The sequence below is a fragment of the Veillonella agrestimuris genome (genome assembly GCF_943193065.1).
Classification (GTDB): Bacteria; Bacillota; Negativicutes; order Veillonellales; family Veillonellaceae; genus Veillonella; species Veillonella agrestimuris.
This window is the reverse complement of sequence record NZ_CALPCS010000006.1, coordinates 57,443-83,292: the sequence shown is the minus strand read 5'-3', so window position 1 is coordinate 83,292 and position 25,850 is coordinate 57,443. Positions and strand designations below refer to the sequence as shown.

Sequence of the window (25,850 nt, the reverse complement as noted above, 5' to 3'; positions counted from 1 at the left end):
CAATTATAAAATTCTTTCTTTATACTAGCTTTCGCATAGCTCTTACTATTGCTAAACCTAAACTATAATTTAAGCGTATCAATGCATATTTCCCGATAGAAATTCGATTATACACACTGGTATAATTTTTTTTAACAGTCTTATCAAAATTAATAAGAATAGCGTCTTTAGATGAGTCTGTAATTATACTAAACCAATAAAATAAAAGCTTATATCTTGATGCAATAATATTAAATAAAATCTGACTTCTATCACTATCAATATTACTTTCTTTAGAATATAAGCCCAACAAACGAAGAAGTATATACGGTAAATCTTCAATATGTTTAAATATACCCATACTACTTACACTTTGAGTTGGTTGATCTAATCTATATTGATATACTGATCCATTAGTGATTATAAAATTATTGATACTAGATAGAACGAAGTATACAAACTCTGTATCTACATAAAATCGATGTTCTGATATCATCTCATTTTTTTGTAAATACGTGTCTAGTTTTACTGTTATCGCATGCATTGGTAAATAATCAAAGTTAATTAAACTTGATAAATTATATTCTATATTTCTATCTAAATAAGGTAATACATGTACTGGGGTCGAGCTATGACTATACACTTCATCATAATCAGTTAAAACTAAATCTTCAGTAGCTTGGTTTAAAAATTCAATTAATCGATCAAACTCTTTTGTATCGACCCAATCATCCCCATCAATAACTTTGAAGTATTTCCCTTTCGCTAATTTAAGAGATGTGTTAATAGTAGAACCATGCCCACCATTTTCCTTCCCCACATAGCGGATACTATTAGGGTATTTTTCAACAAAAGATTCTACGTGCTGAGGAGTATCATCCTTTGAACCATCATCAACAACAATGATATCTAATTGATCTATATAGCGACTACTTACTAAGCTAGCTAAACAATCATCGATAACCGATGCTACATTATATGCAGCTATTGATATAGTAAGAATTTTATCATTCATTATACTTCTCTACCTTTTATCACTGACTCATAAATTTCAAGCATGTTATAAAAACTTACATCTTCCGAAAATGATGCAAGGCTTTTTTTGTTTCCTTGAAGCGCTATATTTTGATAGCATCTCCGATCTGATGATGTAAGAATATCTGATAATATATTTTCTAAATCAGATGGATTATTTATATCAAACAACATTCCTGTAACACCATCATCGATTAATTCATCAGCTGCATTCGATTTACTATTAGCACTGATAACCAAACAGTTACTCATCATACCTTCTACTAAAGTTCGTCCAAAAGCTTCTGCAATAGATGTAGATACAAGAATATCTGAAGATAGTAATATATCCTCTATATTTGAACGCCTTCCTTCAAATCTAATATGCTTTTCTAAACCAAGTTCAGAGACAAGATCTATCAGCTCAATTTTTAATTCTCCATCTCCAACAATATGGGTCTGAAAATTAGAAACCCCCTTTTTATAGAGGCTACCGAGTACTTCAATAAGAAGTCTCTGATTTTTATTAGCATTTAAATGGCCTATCGTTACAAGAGTAACAATGTTCTTTTCTAATATAAAATGGGTATTATAAAACTTTAAAGGGACTCCATCATAAACGACTCGACTATTAGATTGGGATATCTCAGGATATCTATCTTGTAGTTTTTTTGACGTGAAAATAATTTGATCTGAGCTATTAATTAATTTATATCCCACATTAGAGAATATAATTTTAGAATTAAATGCATCTCTCAAACTTTCACGTATATGCCAAATAACCAACCTTCCCATAATATGCGCTGCTAATGCACCCACATAGGTGAAAATAGTATTATTATGGACAATATCAATCTTATATTTATGAATAATCCAACACAATCGCATTAATGCATATAGGTTAAAGATAAGTCCCATGTACTTAATAATATATTTAGCAATTGATGCAAGCGACATATTATTAAATACAACCCAACTTAACATTGGCACTAATATATACTCAATATTGCGTTCATCTAATAATAATTGTCCATCTCCTGACTTAGGTAAAACCACTACTACCCTATGCTTGTCTATTCTTTGCAATCGTTCTGCTAACTCAACAAGACATAAAAAGGCACCTGAGGTTTTATTATTATCTGATGAGATTAGTAAAATGTTCATTATTAATCCTTAGTTTTGACATATTCAATAGGTGGATTAAAAGATAATCCCTCTAAAGTAGATGCCCATATAGTACGCAATCGGAATGCTTTTCTAGATGCACTTGATTTTAGTACTAAGAATGAATGATATAAAAGTCTAGCACATTCATAGGCAAATCCTGAAATACCTTCTCTACGGTATAAATAGACATCATTTCTATATAAATATTTATATCGGTCTAACCGATCTTCAGCTTCAGAAGCTATATTAGCACCAATATTACTATTCGATTTATGAATAACGACACTATTATTTACAAGATAACAAGGATATTTCAAGGATATACGTCGTGTATATTCCCAATCATCTGTCCATATATAGAATTCTTTAATTGGTAATCCAACTTCTTTAACAACGTCACTTGATACGAAAAAGGAGACAAATGATGCCATTACACATGGCACCATAGGACTATCAAAATCAGTGACATTCTTATACATTGTGGCACGAGGTACATTCATCGTACAAATTGATTTATCTTTCCATAAAACTTTACTAGATAAGAATCCACATTTCCCATTTACGGAATGATAAGCCTTTAATAATTCCTCTGCACTAGTATTTTGAGGGATGCAATCATCATCCATAATCCAGACAAAATCAAAGCCTTGCTCTACTGCATACTTCATACCAAATTGGAAGCCACCAGCACCACCTAAATTTTCGCCTGTATTGATATAAGTGATCGATTGATTTTCAATAAATGGCATTAAACTTTCATGAGTGCCATCCGTACTATTATTATCAATAATAACAATAGTAACTTTATCTTTTATTGTTTGCTGTAAAAGAGCGTTAACATTTTCTAATAATAATTGTTTCCGATTGTATGTAACTACTATTGCAGCAATAGTATCACTCATATGTAACTCCTATTTTTTAATAAACCTAATTTTACAATATAATATTACAGTTCTTGTTCTACTAAATTCAAAGCACTAGCAATGACTTTATCCATATCGTAATATTTGTATTCTCCTAAGCGACCGCCGAAGATGATGTTTTCTTCTTGCTTCGCTAATTCTACATATTTAGCGTAGAGATCGAGGTTTTTCACATCGTTCACGGGATAGTACGCTTCTTCTCCGAGCTTCCAGTCCCGCGGATATTCTTTCGTCACATACGTCACAGGCTGCGTGCCGAATTCAAAGTGTTTATGTTCAATGATACGAGTGTACGGAATATCACCTTCCGTATAATTCACAACGGCTACACCTTGGTGATTCTCTTCTTCCAATCGTTCCGTTTCAAAATGTAATCCGCGATATTCCAATGTCCCTTCGGAATAGCCAAAATATTCATCAATAGGACCAGTATAGATAATTTTCTTAGCCATCGCACTGTACTCATCACGATGCTCTAAGAAATCCACACCTAAACGCACTTCAATATCTTTTAGCATATTTTCGATGAGCTTTGTATAGCCACCGATTGGAATGCCTTGGTAGCGATCATTGAAATAGTTATTATCATAAGTATAGCGAACTGGTAATCGTTTAATAATGAAAGCTGGCAATTCTGTACATTTGCGGCCCCATTGTTTTTCTGTATAACCTTTGATAAGTTTTTCGTAAATATCTGTACCAACAAGGCTAATAGCCTGTTCTTCTAGGTTTTTAGGCTCCCCTGTAATGGCTTTCCGTTGTTCCGTAATAATAGCCTCTGCCTCTTGAGGAGTACGAATATTCCACATTTTAGAAAATGTATTCATATTAAAAGGCAAATTGTACATTTCACCTTTATAGTTAGCTACAGGGCTGTTTACATAGTGATTAAACTCAGCAAATTGGTTCACATAATCCCATACGTGTTTCATAGATGTATGGAAAATATGAGCACCATAGACATGAATGTTGATACCATCTTTGCTTTCACAGTACAAATTACCTGCAATGTGGTTCCGACGATCAATAACAAGAACCGATTTGCCTCGTTTATGTGCTTCGTGAGCAAATACCGCGCCAAAAGGGCCGGCACCAACTACTAAATAATCATATGTTGTATTCATATTTGAATCTCCTTACTAAACTATTAATAAGCACCTTTAGATTTTATAACAGCCATAACCGTTTTCACTAAATACACAATATCAATCCACACGGACCAGTTGTGTACGTACCAAGAATCCATAAGGACACGTTCTTCGTAGGTTGTATCGCTACGACCAGATACTTGCCATACGCCGGTAATGCCTGGTGGTACTAAGTAGAAATCATTGATATAATCACCATATTTTTCTACTTCGGCACGTACAATTGGTCTAGGGCCTACAAGGCTCATATCACCCATTAAAACGTTCCACAATTGTGGCAATTCATCGAGGCTCGTTTTTCTTAAGAATTTTCCAATTTTCGTTACACGAGGGTCGTCTTTCAATTTAAAATCACGTTCCCACTCTTCCCGTGCTTCAGGATTATTTTTCAAGTACTCTTCTAAGAATTCTTGGGCATTTGGAATCATGGAACGGAATTTGTAACAAGGGAACTCTTTACCATGTTGTCCTACTCGTTTATGACCAAATACGATTGGTCCTGGCGAATCCAAATAAATTAACAGAGCTATAATACCTACGATAGGTAAAATAAAAATCCCTCCTATAAGGGTCGCCATAATATCAAATAATCGTTTTAAGAAACGATTGGATCTACGAGCCAAATTATTATGAACACGGATAACGATAGCTTGTTCTTCCATTAAACCGCGAGCACTAATATTGCTAGCTGGCAAGCCAAATAGTTCTAGTACAAATGCTACACGACGGACCATTAATTGTAGTTTATTGATTAAGCTAACTAATTTCTTAGATTCCATACCTGGTGCGCACACCAATACGTGCTGCACCCCTGTTTCTTCAATGACCTTCTCTATATCATCAAACTTGCCTAGATAGGGATATTCTGTAGCGATACTTTCAGATTTAGGATTATCATCCACATAGCCAATGATTTTAAAATACGGTATAGGCATGCGATTGATGGATCGATTCACTAACTCCGCTGTTTTTCCAGCCCCAATCAATACATATGGAATTTGCAACACGCCCATTTTATTCAAGATTTTATAGGCAATGAACCTGAAAATAATGGTAAATAATAAAATAAAGATATACGTAAACCCTACGAATAAACGGGATACTTCGTTTGTCACGTGCCCCGCATACATAAGGACTATGGACACCACTACACCGATGGTAATGCTTCGGAAAATATGTTTAATCTTGTCCCAATAGGGCATATCGATATTATACGCTTCATTTATGAATAACGTAGCAATGAATACGATGGGCACAATGAAAAAGGTGTAAATGCTTTCCAATTCAAAATTAGCACTCACTGGAATAAATGACAAAGCGATTCGTGAATGATACGCCGCCATTAACCCCAATACAACGGATATATAATCAATGCCAACAGTCATCAAGTGAATGAGCGGCATAGTTAATTTTTGCTTTTTATATAAATTCATAACTGACCCCTTGTATATTACCTTTATTATATGATTTGCATGATAGTAATAAATGCACATACAACTCCCATTATATCTATTATAAACTAGATTTACTGAAAATGATAATGAAAAACGGATTCCACATAATTTAATCTGCATTTCACTATAAATCTATTGCAAAAAACAATAAAATATAATTTACTATATATAATAATTTGTTTTCTTCTCCACGAAGAACGTTATATAGTTTGTATAGCAAGGAGTTTAGTTATGTTAGCAAAAAAAGTTTTATTATTAGCATTAATGATCTTCAGTATATGCGCTCAAATATTAGCCTATACAGGCAATTCTAATACCTATAAATTTCATCGTGAAAGTTGTCATCATGAATCACGTATAGCCAATCACCATAGAGTTCATTTTGATACTCGCCAAGAAGCTGTTAATGCAGGGTATGTGCCTTGTAATGTTTGTCGGCCGTAATAAATGCAAAACAAAAGACCACTGTACATTCGGTTTTCTGAATGTACAGTGGTCTTTTTTATTTACATGTAACTATTATCAAAACACCTATTATTATTTAGATGTTAAAGTTTTACTGTAATCTTTCTCTCCTAGCATTAATAACGATCCTGCTAAAAACCAAAGTATACGCATTCCAGAAGAATTATCTAAGGTATATTCAGCTTGTCCAAAAACAAAAATATACCCAGCAATAACAAATAACGTACTTAAATAAGATGGATTTTTAGTTATGCGCCATCGTCTAAAGATATCACAAAATATAAATAAGAAACATAAAGTAACGCCTAATGTACCTATAATACCTGTTTCGCTTAACAATTGAAGAAAATTATTGTGTGCATGGTATAAATGCTGTGTTTCTTCAGGTAATCTATACCCATTTTCATAAACATTTCTCCATTGTCCAATACCCACACCTGTAAAAGGGTGGTCCTCAAACATCTCTAAAGCACTAGTAGCAACATATAAACGTCCTAAATTAGATCCATCAGAATCAAAATCAAATAATGTAGTAAATCGTTGTTCTTTTGCTGGTTGCAAAGATAATCCAACAATAGCCAATACAATTAAAACTATAATAGCTATAGCCTTCCAACTTTTCATTATATATTTCAGAGCTACTAAAGGCATAGTAATAAAGTTAATTAACCATGCAGCCCTACTCTTATTTCCATACATACCAAAAAAAGTACAAACTAAACAAAATAATGCACTATTGCGCAAATACTTAGGGTACTTATTGTCTAAAAACGTAACTACTAGTACAGGCACTACCATAACCATAATCCCTGCAATGGTAAGGGTACTACTACCAAATCCCCAGCCTCGATTATCTTCTCCTACCCCAGTATATTGAATGAGAGGCTGTATAAAAGCCACTACATTATCGATACCAAAAACAACGAAAAAACCAGCCAGCATTTTATATATAATATGCTCATCACGCAATACAATAGCAATTATAAAGAAAGGTAGTACGCGCCATATCCACACATTAACAAACTCCATAAATCCTGTTACAGGAGCTCCTGTTAATAGCGCTGCTGGCAATAAAGAAAATAGCATTAATACATAGGCTATGCTATAGCTTTTAAAAAAAGATGGCACCTGCAATTGTGTTCGTTGTTTATACATATAAAAAATAGTTAATAAAATAGCAACGCCATAAAACACTTGTCCCAAAGCCATAGATAAACGCGTAATACAAGCCATTAAGGTAATACAAATAGCAATGCAAATTTCCCAGGTTATATACTTTTTTACATCCATTATTTGCTCATCCTATGTACTAACTATCGTATCTATGAATTTTTAAATACGATTTCAAATTCTCCTCAATCTCCTGCTCATATTTATCCAACAATTCGTACCGTTTTCTATATTGACTCCGTTTTTGTGATTTTATATCTTCTAACGGTTTCCGATATTCTTCTAAAGGAATCATATAGAATCGATCGTCGCTTGTAACAGTCCCACCAATGTCTTTCCATAACGGGTCTAGCTCTGCCACCTTCGCTCTATGTCCCCGCACCATGTGAGTATTGGCATAAAATCCTTCATCTGATACAGCATACATACTATCTACTCTACAAGCCTTAGCCAAGGCACGAATTAAGAAGATAATAAAGTTTTTCGGCCGATAGCCATGCATTTGTTTTGTAATATGTTTTGCGTTATCTAAACCGTCTTTATAACCTTGAATAGTGCCAATCCAAAGGGCTCTTTCACCATTCAAACCTTTACCTAGACGAATATTCGCATGGTATACCCCTTCATCGCCAAGAGTTAAGAGAATAGTCATTAAACCTTCTTTTCGTTGACCGGTCATAAAATTAAGATGCGCTTTCATGTTCAATTCTTTGTCGGACCACAGAAGAATACCTTGTTCTAACCCTTGTGGTTTTAATTCCTCTGGATTGTATAACATAGCAATCGTTTCGTCTGTAAATACTGTTTCAAGAGCAGTAAAATGATTGATAACCGCATCAATGCGCTCACGCAATGTCGATTCTTTAAATAAAAAGATACGACTTAATAATTCGTATAACCCCTCCTGTTTATCTAATATATGCATATCAGGTTTGTAGCTTTCAAAAAAAGCTTTATATTCCATTACTTCCCGTTTGTGGAATAGAGTACGCAAAAAATGCAATGTAGTGCGCCGTGTTTCACGCCACGACTTATAGCCGTAAATAGCGCGCCCATTGGCCCACTGATCTTTCATATATTGAAACATATACTCTCCTTAGTAATTATGTTATGCCTCTTACAATAGTGATTCACAGACACTCCCACAATACTAAATGGTATTTTGGGAATTCATACCTCTTAGGATACCTCTAATTAACCCATAATGGCTATACTCTTCATTGGCTTGTTGTAATCCTTCTCGATACACAGATGGATTATCAATCAATTGATTGACAAATGATTCTAATCCATTTCGAATCGTATCAACAGACTGAATATCTACCACTTCACCAATATGATAGGTGGTTAATACCTCGGGATTAATTTCAGGAGATACTAACACTGGTTTATAAAAACCTATGGCCGTATACAACATAGCGCTCCAATGATAGCGATAGCGTTCAGCACCGTATGGCATAAGAATAGCATCTATATCGAGCAATGCTCGCTCCCATTGTTCACCAATTAAGCTAGCATGAAGAAACGAAATATTAGGTACCTGACTATACTCTCTAGCAATGCTTTCAAATAATTCTCCATCTTCCAGTGTCACCGTAGCCCCTTGAACGAGTAACTCTACAGGTCCATTAAACTGCGCACCTTTGAAAGCCTCCAGCAAAGGAATGATGTTTTTCTCTTTTCTAAATTGTCCAAAAAAACCTAATCGCAAAGGCTGATGCGTAATAAACTTTGGTTGCTCTCCTGTAGATGGCGTAAATACAGGTGGCACTAACGGATATACACGAGGCAAATTCCGACGCAACATATCATCCCGCAATGTAATGACATCTAAAAATACATTAGGATATGGTTTAGCTTTGAAAGCCTGTTTTAAGAAGCGTTCTAACTCACCAGAACCAATCCCATGGAATATAAGATGAACTGGCACATCTGCATCTTTAAGAGATGTATCTAATAAAGCTTTTACATAGCGATACGTAGCTGTAGGAATGATAAGGGCATCAACATGATGTTCTTTTATAAGTTTTGCTGCTGAATTAAACCATGCACGGCGCCGTTTTTCTCGCAATAAAGAGAGAAACGGTTTCTTCCACTTTGGTGCACCTGCATAGGTTACTACAGGCCCCCCCTCAAGATACACCACATCTACGTCATAATCTACTTTGAAGGTAAAGTCTTCGGGAACCATGAAAATCGGTTCGTGCCCTTGCCGTTTCAGCTCGTTAATAAGTAAACGATCAAATTCCACTTCATGACCGGCAGGCATTATGATACTTTCAAGAATAGCAACGCGCATACGATATACCTCACAGTTTCCCATTAGATTTTAGTAAATAGTAGAGTTTGACGTATTTAATCATAGTATAGAAATAGTGGTTAACCGACAAAATAAACCCCATTTTACCGTCTAAGAATCCTCTATCGAGAAAATAAACTTTAAAAAAAGCCCAGCTAGGACGAATTAAAATATCCTTCACAAAGGAACAAGATTTACCAGCATCTTTGTACTTTTCGGCAGCCAACGTAGTGTAATTGTTGAATTTATTGAAGTATTGGTGCCAATTATCATAGGTATAATGGTACATAGAGCCTTGTAATTTAGCTTCTTTATAAGGTGTAATGATGGCAGGGTGTACATAGCCTTCCACATAACTGCCTTCTGCAGGCATTAAACGAAGCACATAGTCAGGGCGCAATACACCGTGAGTAGCTTCATTGTGATGGAATTTATTGCGTCGTTGCATCCAATATGCCTTAGGTTCATCTTGTTGAACGGCGCGTACAATTTCCTCGCCTAACTCAGGGGAAATTCGCTCGTCCGCATCGAGGAAGAGGATCCATTTCGATTTCGCCTCTTGAATGCCAAAGGTCTGTTGTCCACCCCAATCGCCATTCATGGCGTGCTGTACCACGCGCGCACCCATAGAACGAGCAATATCAGGCATTGCATCAGTACTGAAATCATCAATGACTAATACTTCGTCAGCAAAACTAACGGTTTCAATGCAGTCTTTAATATTTTGTTCTTCGTTTTTCGCTAAAATAATAACTGTTACTGTTGCCATTGTATCCCCTTTAGTTCTTATTATGACTTTATTTTTTTAGCCATGTAAGAACATGTTGCACCTATTTTATGTATTACGTCAAATCGATCGAATGCATACAGAAATAGCTTATATTTACCACTTAATTGACTATACGAATCTTTGTTTCTATATTGACGAATCAAGTCTGCGCATTGTTCATAATATTGTCTATTTGTATCACTTGGTTGTGCATAATACGCTGTTAAGCAAGATAAGCAGGCTTTCATTAATAAACTGTTGCAATCAGAAGTATATGGTAATTGATGTGTGGTAGCAAATTCTAATCGTTCTATATAGCCTAATACAAAATCCCATCGCGATTTAGCATCAAAAGAGGTTTGTGTTATAGAATTAGGATTAAGTCTATAATAATATAAACACAAATCAATGTGACCTACTCGTTGAGCGTTATTAATAATCAAATAGGATGTAGCTGAATCTTCAAATTTTCTACCTTCTGGAAAGCGAATGTTCCCTAAAATACTGCGTTTATACAATTTATTCCAAGCCGCTGTAAATCCATCATACATAGCTAGCTGTAACGCTTCGTCGTGATCATATATAGTTATATGACCATCATTTTTGCTAGCTTTAATAGTATGTTTGTTTTTATATCGATATGCATTGCATTCTATAATATCTAGGTCATTAGATTCTAAATGAGACACTAATGTGCTATACATATTAATATCTAAAAAATCATCAGAATCTACAAAACCGATATACTCACCAGTAGCTACTGCAATGCCAGTATTACGAGCTGCACTAAGTCCACCATTAGCTTGATGAATGACATGTATACGATGATCCTGTGCAGCATATGCATCACAAATATAGCCGCTTTCATCCGTTGATCCATCATCAACGAGAATAATTTCTAAATTACTATATGTTTGATTGATAATAGAATCGATACATTCATGCAAATAAGGCGCTACATTATATACAGGAATTACAATTGATACTAACTTCATACCTATTTCCTTTTTACAATACAATATAGAATCTATTCACGATTAAAATACCCACAGAATAAAAAAGACCGAAACTTAATGTATCACATTCCCCTGTTTCATGCGCCACGCTGCCAATGTTCTCAATGTATCCATAGTCTCACGGTATTCTCCAGGCATAGGTTGATGTTCCCCATGAATCCCTGTGGAATCCATCCATAATCGATGATTAAATACGAATGGGTATGAATCAAATAGACTCGGTACCATAGATGTATAGGTTTGCCCTGGACGGCCGACAAGCTCAGCTAAGGTAGGTATCATTTGAATACTCATACCAAACGATTCCTGCCCTAACCACTCTTGTTGTATACCTTTACCATAAAAAATTAATGGAATCGTTGATGTCACTTGAGGTCCCTCTTCGCTAGCAAAGGTAAATCGTTCACTATGGTCTCCAGTAATGACAAACAACGCCGACGGGTCTTGCTGCTCTTCACGTTGGACGAATTGTCCCATTACGTGATCGGCGTACCAAATATGACCTAACTCCTTAATTTGTTGTTCTGTATTCGCTATAGACTTAGGCAAATTAGATGCTACATAACTACTATTAAAGCCTTCTTTCTCTATATTGATGCTATACGGTGGATGATTCGAGGTAGTCATAATGACGTTGATAATCTTTTCACCTCTATGGGCATCCATATACGCAGAAATAGCCTTAAATAAATCACCATCATCAACGCCCCACGCATTGACAGCAGTGCTGTCTATTTCCGATGCATCATGAAATTCATCAAATCCTTGAGACAAAGCAAAATCTTTCACATTTTGCCATGTACTGAATCCACCATACCAGAATACGGTTTTGTATCCCAATTGTTTCATAACCGACGCAATACCTAACCCATAAGGAGCTTCATAACTAACCTTTTCGTAGTTTGGATACAACCCTACATCGGGCATACCTGTTAATAATCCGTTAATAGCAGGCATTGTACCCGTTCCTTGAGCCAATGCATATTGCGTATGCATCGCATTTTGTTTCTGCTCAATACTACGCCCTTGTCCTACAATATAAGTGCCGAGTTTGTTAAATTCTGGTAAAAACGGCCATAATCCATAAGACTCCCCAAGAATAACATGGATCGATTGCGGCGCTGTTTCTAAACGCTGCGTCGTAATCGTCTTAGTGAAAGCCTCATCAAAGGTTTTACTATATGGATTACCACCCACTTGTGAAATAGCCGCTTTTAATTCATCTGCAGTTAATTGTACAGTTTCTAGTGCATGAATCCGTTTTGCAATAGTTCTTACTCGATATAAGGCCTGTACATCATCTAAAATTGCTTCATTTAACACATTAGAATTAAGACGAGCTGCGCTTTCCCAGTTAATAGAATGTGTATAGGAAAAGGCTCCACCAAAACGAAATAGCACAAAGAGAACAGCAAGACCTATCACACTTGCTATAGCAGTACCAATTTGTGTGTTTCTAGTTTTAGGATACCAATCAGACGTATGCGTATGTAATACTTTCACCAATAACCAGCACAGCAAAGAACTAGTCATCAATGCGCCAATCAAAAAGGGAATAGCATGGTATTCATTAATAGCTGTATTAATAATGGCAGATATGTCGTCGTTTTTACCATTAATAAGCATAGCATTATAGGAAGAGTTAAAGATCCTATAAAATGGAATTCGCCCAAAGAATAACAATGTAAGGATAACAGTAACAATACTATACCAAACAGTACGAATCGTTTGTGCCGGCCATCGAAGATTCAATACCTTTGGTATCGTTGCTATAACTAATCCTACCAAGGAAATAAAACCTACTGTTTTTAGGCTCAACCGAAACCCCAACCACAAGGACATACCTATATCCGCTATAGAAGCGTTTGCCAATTGCAATTGAAATATAATTAAAAATACAATACGAAATATAGTTAATAAAACAGCAAAAAATGCGAGTGCTTTCGCTTCTTGCTGTATGCCTGTGACCCATCGTTGCCAAGGACTCGCCATCTCTCCCTGCATACCATTATCCCTTATATACATTATGTGAACCTTAATTCTTCCTCATAACAAATACGTTTTTCTTCTCTATTGATTGTTAAGTAACTATGTTTTCTATTAAATATACCGTTTACACTTACGCCCTTTACAGCGCTTACATTTGCCACAGCCTCGGTCCTTCTCATTGTAGGCCGCAGCACTGTGCTTATGAGACACTAGGGCTATTTCTTTTTTTCTTTATTAGATTTCTCTTGTTTCGGTTTATCTTTTTTAACCTTTTTCTCTCGTTTGTCTAAAGCTTTTAACAGGTCTTTCGTTTCTTTGTAGTTTTTGGAGTCTTTATGTTTTTTAGACTCTTTATCCTTCTTCTTAGCGTCCTTGTCCTTTTTATCTTTTTTCTTTGAGCTCTTATCTTTTCTATCGCCTTTATTAGACTTCCCAGAAATCTTAGCCCATTCTTTTTCAATGCGCTTCATCTGTTTTTTCAAAAGCTTCTCTATTTTTTTCTTCTGCTTATCTAATTCTTTTTGTTCTTTGTTAGACCTTGCCTGTTTCTCGTCACTGTTGTAATACATAGCGTTATCATCGTAATCTTCATCATCACCAACATATTGGAAATGTTCATCCTCTAGGTCGTCTTCAAATGCATTTAATTCATCATCAGAATCATCTTCACCGATAAACTGAAAGTCTTCCTCATCAAGATTCTCAGTGTTCTCATCCTCTTGCGGAACATCTTCCAAGTCTGCTGTGTCCACAATATCAATGTCGTGACGCCACAAATCCTCTTCTAAGCGGTCATAGGTATGCAACAGATTCATACGGTCTTGGACGGATTCGATTTGATTCCACAAATCCACCAAATTCGCCGTATACTGCATGCGTTCCTTCAATTCTAAATACGCTTGATATACAACAATTAAATCTTGTTCACCAAGACCTTCTTCTGTACCGATTTCTTCGATGAGTTGTTGAATTTGCTGATCCCGGTCATATCGATTGATCAAAGCTTTCCGAATTTTATCAATCACACTAGCATCAATATGTTCCATGATATACCTCCTCTAAGGCCTAGGCCTTACTGAATATAATGAAAACAGGTATACATATTATATCATTTTTAAATTAATGAAAAATTAATCGTAATGTATTATATTATATCAAATGTGATGAAACTTTTCCGCTGAAATATAGACTATTTACTAGAGAATTTCAATTTTGGTTCCACTAGGTTTTTATCCATAACAATATAATGATCTTGAGCCAATATCCTAACATAAAACGCTATATATCAGTATTTTCTCTTTTTCGTCCTCTTCATCAAATAAATCATCACATGGTAAGGTTTCTATTAATTGCAATCGCCAGTGTTCATTGAGAAAAGCTTCCGTATCTCGTGATGGATAATAGAAAAAGAATTGCATAGGCCGTGGATATGCATAGAGAGAGTCGAATATATTGGCAAGTACTCGCTTAATGATATGCAGTGAAAATGGATTAAAGAAAAAGCATCGATCTACTTCAGGAGGTACTACATACGTAGCTGCGTCACCGAGGACAAAAGACACACGGTTCCGGGCGGCATCGCTTTCACCGTTCACGACAGCCCGCGCATAGAGGCGCTCATCATATTCAATACCGATAGACTGGCATCCCGTTTGGTAAGCCATAAAAATACTCACTCGCCCCTTGCCACTGCCGTAATCGAGCAATGTATTACGTTTCCCGATGTACCCCGTGTTAGCCAAACGCTCTAGCACAGGATAATCGGTAGGCTCGTACGGATGATGCTCCCAATCGGAGTGACTATCATCACGACCCGCTGTTTTTATATTCAAGATGTGTTCCCATTGTTGCTCGTCAGTGTTCATAATCATATCCTACTTCATTACTTTTATATAATCTAGTATACCATGTAACCCAGTATGATATAATAATAGTATTACTCATTTCATTCTATACAAGGAGCAATTATACATGGACAGTGATCTGACCTTAGATTTTATTATCATTATTGCCTTAATCATTGCGAACGGACTCTTCTCAATGACTGAGCTAGCTATCGTAAATGCTAACAAGCGCCGCCTTGAGGAAATGGCTGAGGACGGCAATGAAAGCGCCAAAAAAGCAGTGGATTTAGCAGACAATCCAAACGAAATGTTATCGACCATTCAAATCGGCATTACCTTAATCGGCGTCTTAACAGGTTTGTACTCAGGTGCCACTTTTTCCGCTCCTCTTGAACAATTATTGGTGAAAGCATTCCCTAGCATTAATGCCTATGCTGCGTCTATCAGTTCCTTTTTAATCGTAGCTATTATTACTTATTTATCCCTCGTCATGGGTGAATTAGTGCCAAAACGATTAGCTCTTAACAATCCTGAATCCATTGCGCTCATCGTAGCTAAGCCTATTTCATGGCTTTCAAAGGTATTGAAACCTATTGTACTGTTTTTAGGCCTATCTACAGAAGGTTTGCTGAAAGTATTAGGTGTCAAAAATAAAGAAGAAGCACCCGTAACAGAATCAGAAATCAATAAAATGCTTACTGAAGGTGTGGCCATGGGCGCTTACGAAGAGGAAGAGCCTATTTTAGTAGAAAATATATTCCACTTGGCGGATATGAATGCTGGTGATGTTATGACACCGCGGACTCAACTCCGTTGGATCGACCTCAATAGTGACGCCGACGAAATTATGGATGTTCTCAAAACATCAAATTATCAACGTATTCCTGTAGGCGAAGATTCCTTAGACGAATTCAAAGGGTTTATTACCGTATCCGACGTACTAGTGCAGCTCATGCAAGGTGAAAGCAACGCCGCTAACACACCAGCTACTACGCGACATTCTGCTCAATCTAAGCAATCTACGGATTCCAAAATAGATACCTCTCATACTTCACTACGATCTATTATTACATCTTGTCTAAAAGAACCGGTCCTCGTGCCAGAGTCTCTATCCCTCATGAAACTGCTCAATATTTTCCGTACAGAAGGTGTTCACGAAACCATCGTCCTCGACGAGTACGGTGGATTTACAGGCCTCGTCACATTACACGACATTATGGAAGAAATCGTCGGTCTTATGCCATCTGGCGAAGAAGAAATGCAAGAAGAAGAGAACCGCATCATCGAACGAGGCGACGGCTCCTGGCTCGTCAATGGCCTCCTCGATATTGACGAATTTAAAGACTTCTTTCACATCGACAAAGAACTGCCTCGTGAAGAAGACGATTTATACAAAACCATGGGTGGTCTATTAAACCTTCTCTTTGGCCGCATTCCTCGTGAAAGCGATAAAACCTCTTGGGAAGGCTACACCTTTGAAGTAGTAGACATGGACAATACACGTATTGATAAAATCCTCGTCACTTATGAACCACCAGTTGTTGAAGAACCGGTAGAAGAATAGTATAAAAAATACATCTAGCGTATTTAGATAAAAATACACCCCCAAAAAAGCTCCAATAACCAGGTCTGCCTACGGCAGGGTTAAAGTCGCTTTTCCAGGGGTGTATTTTCTTACCCATATACCTTCAATCAATCTTATTTACTCTATTCTACTTATCCTACATATGCTATAATAATAGATAAAGGGATAGCAAGCGTGTGCTGCGCTAGGCTCATCTCAAAGTTAATTAAAAATAGACTTGAGAAATGGCCTAGTGCATTACGCGTTAGGTCATTTTTCTATTTAAGAATCATGACTATAAGTGTTGCAAAAGCTATCATCAATGATAACGCTTCATAAACTCTCATAGTATCACCGCCTTAACGATGAGCCTAACTCGCTTGCTATCTTATGTATAGTATAGCACTGTAAATTTTAAAAATCATATATCAAATATATTATAAATCGGCTTAATTGTAGAATAAAATTTAAGAAAGAATACAATTATTTAATTATATGTGGTATCCTATATATAGAATAGTAAGACTCTCCCTATACCTATACCTATATAGTAAATAATAGTCATGCTCTCCAATTAGTACTATGTTCATTTACTATATAGCATGTAAATTATATCATTTCTCTCTCAAATGATAACTTACTATTCCTATATAACAACATATAAACGCAAAAATACCAAGAGATACTATCTCTTGGTATTTTTGTATGTAAATCACTTTTTATTTTACAGTAATGTGGTTACCATATACGTCGCGGCCTTTTTGACCATTTACACGAACGCGGTCAACTTTATGACGGTCGTTATCTTTACCAGAAACGCGATCAATACGGAATGTATCAGCTAAACGAACACGTTCTAATTGAGGTTTGAACTCATCAATAGCGCGTTTCATATCGCCATCAATAGTAGCACCTGCTTGTAATGCACGGTAAAGAAGAGCAGCAAATTCATAACGAGTCATCGCTAAGTCGCCTTTGAACATGCCATCTGGATAGCCTTCAATAATACCTTGTTGTGCTAAGGATTTTACATAACCATATGCCCAGTGATCCATTGGTACATCGCTGAAATCACCATCAGACATCATTTGTTTTCCGCTCATTTCGCCAATTGTATTAGCTAATACTTGGTTTTGTTTCATCAACATATCAACGGAATTTTTAAGGTTTTTAATTTCTTGAGCCATTGCTACACGGCTATTTGTTACACCGCTAGATTGACCTAATTTGAAAGATACACCAGCGTTGATCATGTTTTCGCCGTTACCCATATTACCAGCTACGCTAAACATAGTGTCTTCGTTTGGACGGTAGAAAGCACCTACTGCCATAGCATTTTCACCAGCATAGTTACCATAACCAACTGCGAAGTTCCATTTATCATCTGGATTGAAATCCAATGGATGTAACGCTGCTAATGCTGCTGCACCAGCACCTACTTTATCTAAACGATTAGATAATTGCTTAGTACCATTAGAAATCGCATCTAATTGACCTTTATTAACTGCATCTGTAGGATTTACACCATCAGCTACATTGCTAATTACTGTATTACCTGCATTAATACCATCGCTAGTAATAGTTACATTACCTGCTTTGATACCATCCGGACCATATGTAGTAGATTTAGTACCATTAGATACTGTTACTCCAGAACCATCAGTTATTGTTTTAACACCACCGTTTTCTACAGTTACAGAGTTAAGACCTGTTAAATCTTTAGCAAGAGCTACTTCATAATTAGTGCTTCCATCTGTATTTGTAGTTGGTGTAATAGCAATATTATTACCTTCTGTTAAAGTTACTTTAGAACCAGCAATTGCTTTGTCCATTTGGCCTTTATTTACAGCATCAGTATCATTTACTGCATCAGCTACATTAGTAATAGTTTTGTTACCTGCATTGATGCCACCATCTTTTGTAATATTGATATCACCAATAGTAATACCTTTATTTGTCACTTTTGTGTCGCCTGCTTTTATGCCATTTGCATCATATATAGCTGTATTAGTACCGTCAGTTACCATCATACCGCCTGGTGAAACAACAGTATTATTCGTTCCATCACTTACATTTACACCATTTTGATTATAAATAGCACCAGTAGTACCATCAGTAACAAATACGCCATTTTCATCTGTTCGAGTAGTTACACCATTATTTTCTACTTCTACAGAATTTAAACCCGTAAGATCTTTATTAACAGCTACTTTATAATCAGTGCTACCATTTGCATTAGCACTTGGTGTTACTGTTACATTATCACCAGCAGAAACCGTTGTTTTAGCTGCTGCTACAGATTTGTCTAAATCACTTACAGCCTTATCTAATTGTCCTTTGTTAACAGCATCAGTAGCATTCACTGCATCAGCTACATTAATAATAGTTTTGTTACCTGCATCAACGCCATTATTTGTAATGCTCACATCACCAGCTTTAACACCATTTGCATCGTAAATAGCTGTATTCGTGCCATCAGTTACCAACATACCACCAGGTGCAACAATAGTAGTATTAGTACCGTCAGTTACACTCATGCCATCTTGGTTGTAAATAGCAGCTTTAGTACCATCAGTAACACCTACACCTTTTTCATCAATTGTAGTAGTAATACCATCTTTTACTACTTCTACTGTTTCTAAACCAGTTAAGTTTTTATTAACAGCTACTTTATAATCAGTGCTACCATTTTCTTTATTAACTTCTGATGTTACTGTTACATTATTACCAGCAGAAACTGTTGTTTTAGCTGCTGCTACAGCTTTATCTAATTGGCCTTTATTGACAGCATCATTAGCTTTTACTGCATCAGCTACATTGCTAATTACTGTAGGGTTTGTAGTTGTACCATCTACATTAACAGCACTATTTACGATATTACTAGTATCAACTGCAGTAGCACCTGTATTAGGAGCACCAGATGCATCTAAATCAGATTCTTTGTAATAATTACCGTCTGTTCCTTTTACAACTTTATTACCTTCTCGATCTGTATATGACCAGTTTCCACTGCCACTATTAATTGTCAAATTAGTAATACGTGTGTCAAGATTTGCAGCAGCATCAGCCAATGCATTAATTCCTGTAGCATGGGCATTTAATGCAGTTTGAACAATATCATCATTTAACATATTGTATGTAATCCCATCAGAAAGACCTGGTTGAGAATAGTTATTCATATTTGCTAAAGTTAATTTATCATTCATTTTAGCTACGCCGACACCAGAAATATTTTGGCCAAGGACATTAATTATACCATTTCTTGTATCTGTATCATATGTTACTTTTGTTAATACAGGAGAAATATAGGCATTTTGAGTATTACCATCAGCATCAGTATAAGTAAGTGCTGTATTATATAATCCATCACCAGTACCACCAGCAAGTCGACGATCCGTTAATACAGCAGCAAATGTTTTTGCACCACTACCTGATGTAGATGTACCAACTACACCAGAGCCACTACCTTCTGTAATAGATGTTGTGGTACGAGCACCATTTAATTGATATCCTACTGTTTGAATAGTTGATAGATTACTAATATTAGTACTATTATCTGCACCACCAATAAATGTTTCCGTAGCAGCCCATACTGGTGCACTAAGTGTACCAAGTACAGCAGCCATTAATAATGTTTTTCTCATTATTCAGTTCCTTCCTAACCTTTTTAACACACTACATTCTAAAATAATTATATACATTTTATATATGCTATATATCCTTTTATATGCTATTAACATATGATTTAAGTGCACTTGAAATGTATACTTTTCATATGTGTATTATTGTACCATACTTTTTAAAAAACTCATATTATTTTCTTTTTTTTTTTATAATATTTAATTTACATTTAAATGCATTTAAAATAACACTTACTTATATACATATGTAATATATGTATTTAATTTACTATTTCAGTAATGTATTCTATACATTCAATCATTTATGAGTAGCTATTTTAAATCTACTGTAGTATATTTAATTGTATAAAAGATATGTACTGCTATGCAGGTCTATCTCAATAATTAACTGCATGTAACTACTACCTATATATCATATATAAAAATACATATTTAAAGGAGAGAATACCCTATGCTGACTACCTGTACATTCCGTCGTTACAAATCGTATGGATACGCCCTATTATTACCTCTACTATTCCTCAGTACTACTCTATTAGCTGGTTGTGGTTCAGAAGAGCCTACCAAAGATATATCTATTAAGGTTCGTACCATAACAGTAGGCGATGTAGCATCGACAGCAAATGCTAATTATGCTGGCACCGTTCACAATCGAACAGAAACGAATTTAGCCTTTCAAGTGGGAGGCCGCATTATCAACAAATATGTTACTGTGGGAGACACTGTAGAAGCCGGTCAAGTACTGGCTCAAATTAACAATATAGATACCATCAATCAAGTGGTTAATGCAGAGGGTGCTGTATCAGCAGCACAATCGGCGTATGAATTAGCTTTAGTCAATGCCAATAGATATCGACAATTGTACGCAGAACAAGCCATAAGTAAACTACAATTAGATCAAATGGAAAACCAATTGCGTGCCGCTGAAGCTCAATTACAACAAGCACAGGCGAGCCTGAATTTGAGTAGCAATCAAAATAACTATACTACCCTTGTAGCTCCTGAAAGCGGCATTATGACAGCTTTCAATATAGAGGTAGGCCAAGTTGTAGCAGCTGGCCAAAACATAGGTACCTTAGCAGCTGGGAATGAACCAGAAGCAGTTATCGCCTTACCAGAACAAGAATTATCGTCTGTACAAGTTGGTACCGATGCAACCGTAACATTTTGGGCACTTCCCGATGTGAGTGTACAAGGTGTGGTACGAGAAATCTCACCTGTTCCAGATCCTGTAGCCCGTACCTATACGGTAAAAATTTCTTTGCTCAATCCACCGCCATCGGTGCAATTAGGTATGACTACGAATGTCATTCTTAAACACCCATCATCACAAACCATATCCATACCACTCACAGCGCTTATCAAAGACAACACTGGTAATCCTGCTGTGTATATCATCAAAGATGGTAAAGCTCATGTAACACCTATTCAAACTGGCGATTTTGGAGATAATTCTATTGTCGTTACTAGTGGACTTTCACAAGGAGACATTGTCATTACAGCGGGAACGCAGCAATTACAAGAAGGGACGGCGGTTAAACAATGAAGAATTTCAACTTAGCCGATTGGGCACTTCGTCATAAATCTATTATTTACTATTTCATCGCTGTGTTGATGACATTCGGTATTTTTTCGTATGCGAATATAGGCCGTATGGAAGATCCTGATTTCACCATGCGTACTATGGTGGTAGGCGTCTCTTGGCCTGGTGCTTCACCAGAAGAAATGTCTGAACAAGTGACAGACAAATTAGAAGAAAAACTGCGCGATTTGCCTGGATTAGATTATACAAAATCCTTTACAGACGGTAATAAAACTGTCATTTATATCAATTTGAAAGAAGACATTCCATCGGAACGCATTCGTCCTTCTTGGGAAGAAGCGCGCAACATGATCAACGACGAATGGCGACATTTGCCATCTGGCGTACAAGGACCGATTATTAATGATCGCTTCGACGACGTATATGGCATTATTTACGCTATTTCAGGCGATGAATTTAGTTACGAAGAGAAACGACAATACGCAGAAGACGTAAAGCGTCAGCTGTTATCTGTGCCAAATGTTAAGAAAATCAGCCTCATTGGGGTACAACAAAAATCCCTAGATGTAACGATTAATAAAGATAAATTAGCATCTTATCAAGTAAGTTCCCAAGATATATTGACAGCGCTGCGTCAACAAAGTGCTATGGTACCGGCTGGTATGATTAATACGGACACAAATAATGTGTATATTCGGGTAAACGGTATCTTTGACAGTGTAGATGCAGTAAAACAAATGCCATTGCGCATCAATAATCAAACTATACGACTTGGCGATATTGCCGATGTAACCTTAACCTATGTAGATCCATCGAGTCCTCAATTTTACTACGAAGGCACCCCTGCTATTGGCATTGCCATTTCCATGGATGCAGGAGCTAACAATATCGAATTTGGCAAAGCTATCGAAGCGAAATTGAATACCATTCGTCCTATGATTCCGGCTGGTTTATCCTTAGATCAAGTATCAAATCAACCGAAAATCGTAGATGAATCCATCGGTGATTTCTCTCAATCCTTATTTGAAGCTATTGCCATCGTTCTCATCGTAAGTTTTGCATCCCTTGGCATCCGCTCTGGCATCGTTGTAGCTTTAACCATTCCTGTAGTGGTGGCCACAACGTTTGTATTAATGTACGAAAATGGCATATACCTCCATAAGGTGAGCCTCGGGGCCCTTATCATTTCCCTAGGCCTTCTCGTAGACGATGCCATTATCGTCGTAGAAATGATGAGTTTAAAGTTAGAAGAAGGCTATAATCACTGGCGTGCAGCTACCTTTGCTTATCAATCAACAGCCTTTCCAATGTTGTCTGGTACACTCATTACATGCGCTGGTTTCTTACCTCTTGCCTTGGCGGACGGCATGGTAGCAGAATTTACAAAATCCCTGTCCATCGTCGTATTTATGGCCCTCATTCTTTCTTGGTTCGCTTCAGTCCTCGTCAGCCCTGTTCTAGGCTATCAAATCATTGAAACGAAAGAACCTAAACCAGAATCAGAATGGACTAAGAAAGATCGTTTTATTCACAATGTAACCGCCACTTTTTATAACCGTTTTGAAAGCATCCTTCATTGGTCTCTCAGTCACCATAAATCGGTACTAATCATCACTATAGGAGCTTTCATACTCTCCCTATTATCATTTCCACTAATCAAACAAGAATTCTTCCCATCCTCCACAAGGAATGAAATTATTGTATCTATGCAATTCCCACAAAGCTCGTCCATCGACTATACGGCGGCACAAGGGAAAATATTGAATGACTATTTACAAGGGAACAAATCTATCGAGACCTTCACTTCCTATGTAGGACAAGGCTCGCCACGGTTTATTCTAAATCTGGAACCAGAATTAGAACGGGCCAATTTCTTGCAATATGTGATTGTAACCAAATCCTTAGAAGACCGCACAGCCTTATATAACCAATTGCAAGCTTACTTGAACGATACTTTCCCATCGGCTCTCATTAACGTACAATTTCTCCAACTAGGTCCACCATCTAAATACCCAGTTATGCTCCGCGTATCTGGACCAGATGCATCCCAAGTAAAAGCTATTGCTAATGATGTAAAAGCAGTGATGCAACAAGATCCAGAGCTAAGTAATATCGCTTTCGACTGGCCTGACACAGAACCAGTCGCCAATGTACATATCGATCCTGATAAAGCACGCTTGCTAGGCATCGATAGTTACACTGCGTCCCTTCAGTTACAAAGCCTGTTATCGGGCACTAAATCAGGGGAATATTATGAAGGTAATCAAACCATACCTATCACTTTCAGATTGGGGAACAATGAACGACATAATTTATCGGCCCTTTCGTCATTACCAATCCAAACGGGTAATGGTTCGTACGTGCCTTTAAGCCAAATTGCCAACATTTCTATGACGCAAGAAGAAGGTATTATTTGGCACCGCAATATGATGCCAACTATCGGTATTCGTGCTAATGTTGGGCCTAACGTACTAGGCAATGCGAAAACGAAAGAGATTTATAATAAATTATCAACTATGCGAAGCCAATTACCTACAGGCTATACTATTGAGCTAGACGGTTCTGCCGAACGTAGTACTGTAGCGTTACAAAAATTGCTTGTTCCTATGCCGATTATGCTCTTCGTGATCATGACCATCCTCATGTTCCAACTAAAGAAAATTCCGCTCATGTTGATGGCTCTCTTCACAGCTCCGTTAGGCCTCATTGGAGTCGTTCTAGCTCTTAATATTACGAGAACACCTCTCGGCTTCATGGCTATTCTCGGTATTATCGCCTTATCGGGCATGATTATTCGAAATTCCATTATCTTATTGGATCAAATCGAAATTCATCGCGCCGAAGGACAAGAACCACGAGAAGCCATTATTAACTCTGCTACATTGCGCTTTAGACCGATTATGTTAACAGCTGCAGCAGCCATTATGGGTATGATACCGCTTATGGGATCCGTATTTTGGAGTCCACTAGCTATCGCTTTTAGCGGTGGATTACTGGTGGCTACAGTATTAACACTTATTGTGTTGCCCGTGATGTACGCTAGTTACTATAGAATTAAATAAATATAAATAGACTTATAAAATCATATAAAAAAATAAACCCCTAGGAAAGTTCCAAGACCTATTCTGCCTTTGGCAAGGTCAAAATCACTTTCCTAGGGGTTTATTTTATGCTTAAATTTTTATCAAAGAGTTACATCTATCTAAAACAAATTACTATCTAAATGACCACAGCTGTTCCACTGCAAGTCACCATTAACATGCCTCCTTCTGGTCCTACTGTATCATATTGAATAGATACACCAATAACAGCATTGGCACCTTTTTCCTTTGCTCGTTGTGCCATTTCTTCTAATGCAGCTTCACGAGATTTCATAAGCGAATTTTCATAACTGCCACTGCGGCCACCTACAACATCACGGATACCAGACATAAAATCTTTAACAAAATTACGGCCTTCCACGACTTCACCAAATACAATGCCTTTATACTCTTTAACTGGTTGGCCTTCAATATGCATAGTTGTTGTAATAATCATGTTTATCTCCTTATATAAATAAAAATATCTAAACGATATCTGAACGAAGGCATCCCTATAGGATACCTTGACGATATGTGCTATAATAATTACAAAGAGATAGTTAAGCATTGGACCGCTCAGCTCGTCTCGTAATACAAATAAGATTTGAGAAACGGCTGAGTGATTCATTTCACTTAGCTTTTTTTCATGCTACTAATAACATTTAGCAGCCATGATTATCGTGGCAACGAGTATACCAAAGCTAATCATTAAGGTTAAAACTTTGTATATATTCATTACATCACCGCCAATCTGTTACAGATTGACGAGCCAAGCATGCTTAACT

At 36.7% G+C, this 25,850-nt stretch carries 21 protein-coding genes; 4 read left to right on the top strand and 17 right to left on the bottom strand.

The window, feature by feature from the left end:
- Nucleotides 1-19: 19 nt before the first annotated feature.
- Genes NFR29_RS04255 through wbaP form a run of 5 tightly spaced genes read right to left on the bottom strand, consistent with a single transcriptional unit; the run spans nt 20 to nt 5,634 of the window.
- On the bottom strand, nt 20-994 hold the full coding sequence (locus NFR29_RS04255; protein WP_251423733.1) for a glycosyltransferase family 2 protein: 975 nt from the start codon (nt 992-994) through the stop codon (nt 20-22).
- Complete coding sequence (locus tag NFR29_RS04250) at nt 994-2,157, bottom strand: glycosyltransferase (RefSeq protein WP_251423730.1); 1,164 nt, start codon at nt 2,155-2,157, stop codon at nt 994-996. Before NFR29_RS04250 ends, NFR29_RS04255 begins: the two co-directional genes overlap by 1 nt.
- 2 nt (nt 2,158-2,159) lie before the next feature.
- On the bottom strand, nt 2,160-3,062 hold the full coding sequence (locus NFR29_RS04245) for a glycosyltransferase family 2 protein (RefSeq protein WP_251423727.1): 903 nt from the start codon (nt 3,060-3,062) through the stop codon (nt 2,160-2,162).
- A 44-nt stretch (nt 3,063-3,106) separates the two neighbouring features.
- Nucleotides 3,107-4,207: a UDP-galactopyranose mutase gene (glf, locus tag NFR29_RS04240; protein WP_251423725.1), complete on the bottom strand. Its 1,101-nt coding sequence runs from the start codon at nt 4,205-4,207 to the stop codon at nt 3,107-3,109.
- A 23-nt stretch (nt 4,208-4,230) separates the two neighbouring features.
- Nucleotides 4,231-5,634: an undecaprenyl-phosphate galactose phosphotransferase WbaP gene (gene wbaP / locus NFR29_RS04235; protein ID WP_251423795.1), complete on the bottom strand. Its 1,404-nt coding sequence runs from the start codon at nt 5,632-5,634 to the stop codon at nt 4,231-4,233.
- Between the two features lie 282 nt (nt 5,635-5,916).
- On the opposite strand from wbaP, the gene NFR29_RS04230 reads away from it, so the two are divergent.
- Nucleotides 5,917-6,129 (top strand): Ada metal-binding domain-containing protein, encoded by a 213-nt coding sequence (locus NFR29_RS04230; RefSeq protein ID WP_251423722.1) that lies wholly within the window; start codon nt 5,917-5,919, stop codon nt 6,127-6,129.
- 93 nt (nt 6,130-6,222) lie between these two features.
- Here NFR29_RS04230 and NFR29_RS04225 read toward each other — a convergent pair whose 3' ends face one another.
- The 8 genes from NFR29_RS04225 to NFR29_RS04190 all read right to left on the bottom strand — a co-directional run bounded on the left by NFR29_RS04225 (nt 6,223) and on the right by NFR29_RS04190 (nt 15,258).
- Nucleotides 6,223-7,440 carry an O-antigen ligase family protein gene (locus NFR29_RS04225; protein WP_251423719.1) on the bottom strand — a complete coding sequence of 406 codons (1,218 nt, stop codon included), beginning with the start codon at nt 7,438-7,440 and terminating at the stop codon, nt 6,223-6,225.
- A gap of 19 nt (nt 7,441-7,459) precedes the next feature.
- A complete protein-coding gene (locus tag NFR29_RS04220) occupies nt 7,460-8,407 on the bottom strand; it encodes a VirK/YbjX family protein (protein ID WP_251423716.1) in 948 nt (315 codons plus the stop codon).
- A gap of 63 nt (nt 8,408-8,470) precedes the next feature.
- A complete protein-coding gene (locus NFR29_RS04215; RefSeq protein WP_251423713.1) occupies nt 8,471-9,619 on the bottom strand; it encodes a glycosyltransferase family protein in 1,149 nt (382 codons plus the stop codon).
- 10 nt (nt 9,620-9,629) lie between these two features.
- A complete protein-coding gene (locus tag NFR29_RS04210) occupies nt 9,630-10,388 on the bottom strand; it encodes a glycosyltransferase family 2 protein (RefSeq protein ID WP_251423711.1) in 759 nt (252 codons plus the stop codon).
- A 20-nt stretch (nt 10,389-10,408) separates the two neighbouring features.
- Nucleotides 10,409-11,383 carry a glycosyltransferase gene (locus NFR29_RS04205; RefSeq protein ID WP_251423708.1) on the bottom strand — a complete coding sequence of 325 codons (975 nt, stop codon included), beginning with the start codon at nt 11,381-11,383 and terminating at the stop codon, nt 10,409-10,411.
- 75 nt (nt 11,384-11,458) lie between these two features.
- Nucleotides 11,459-13,396, bottom strand: coding sequence for an LTA synthase family protein (locus tag NFR29_RS04200; protein ID WP_251423792.1), 1,938 nt, complete (start codon nt 13,394-13,396; stop codon nt 11,459-11,461).
- A 212-nt stretch (nt 13,397-13,608) separates the two neighbouring features.
- On the bottom strand, nt 13,609-14,439 hold the full coding sequence (locus tag NFR29_RS04195; RefSeq protein WP_251423706.1) for a hypothetical protein: 831 nt from the start codon (nt 14,437-14,439) through the stop codon (nt 13,609-13,611).
- Between the two features lie 219 nt (nt 14,440-14,658).
- Nucleotides 14,659-15,258 (bottom strand): methyltransferase domain-containing protein, encoded by a 600-nt coding sequence (locus tag NFR29_RS04190; RefSeq protein WP_251423703.1) that lies wholly within the window; start codon nt 15,256-15,258, stop codon nt 14,659-14,661.
- 106 nt (nt 15,259-15,364) lie between these two features.
- On the opposite strand from NFR29_RS04190, the gene NFR29_RS04185 reads away from it, so the two are divergent.
- Nucleotides 15,365-16,801, top strand: a complete 1,437-nt coding sequence (locus NFR29_RS04185; RefSeq protein ID WP_251423700.1) for a hemolysin family protein — start codon at nt 15,365-15,367, stop codon at nt 16,799-16,801.
- Nucleotides 16,802-17,079: 278 nt separating this feature from the next.
- On the opposite strand, the gene NFR29_RS08325 is transcribed toward NFR29_RS04185, so the two are convergent.
- Nucleotides 17,080-17,148 (bottom strand): putative holin-like toxin, encoded by a 69-nt coding sequence (locus NFR29_RS08325; RefSeq protein WP_420908276.1) that lies wholly within the window; start codon nt 17,146-17,148, stop codon nt 17,080-17,082.
- 372 nt (nt 17,149-17,520) lie between these two features.
- Complete coding sequence (locus tag NFR29_RS04180; RefSeq protein WP_251423698.1) at nt 17,521-20,445, bottom strand: S-layer homology domain-containing protein; 2,925 nt, start codon at nt 20,443-20,445, stop codon at nt 17,521-17,523.
- 448 nt (nt 20,446-20,893) lie between these two features.
- Between NFR29_RS04180 and NFR29_RS04175 the strand changes: the two genes are divergently transcribed.
- Complete coding sequence (locus NFR29_RS04175; protein WP_251423695.1) at nt 20,894-21,988, top strand: efflux RND transporter periplasmic adaptor subunit; 1,095 nt, start codon at nt 20,894-20,896, stop codon at nt 21,986-21,988.
- Nucleotides 21,985-25,047, top strand: coding sequence for an efflux RND transporter permease subunit (locus NFR29_RS04170; RefSeq protein ID WP_251423693.1), 3,063 nt, complete (start codon nt 21,985-21,987; stop codon nt 25,045-25,047). Before NFR29_RS04175 ends, NFR29_RS04170 begins: the two co-directional genes overlap by 4 nt.
- A 157-nt stretch (nt 25,048-25,204) precedes the next feature.
- On the opposite strand, the gene NFR29_RS04165 is transcribed toward NFR29_RS04170, so the two are convergent.
- Entirely contained in the window at nt 25,205-25,522 is a 318-nt protein-coding gene (locus tag NFR29_RS04165) for a YbjQ family protein (RefSeq protein ID WP_251423690.1), read from the bottom strand.
- 195 nt (nt 25,523-25,717) lie between these two features.
- Entirely contained in the window at nt 25,718-25,801 is an 84-nt protein-coding gene (locus NFR29_RS08320; protein ID WP_420908275.1) for a putative holin-like toxin, read from the bottom strand.
- Nucleotides 25,802-25,850 lie beyond the last annotated feature (49 nt).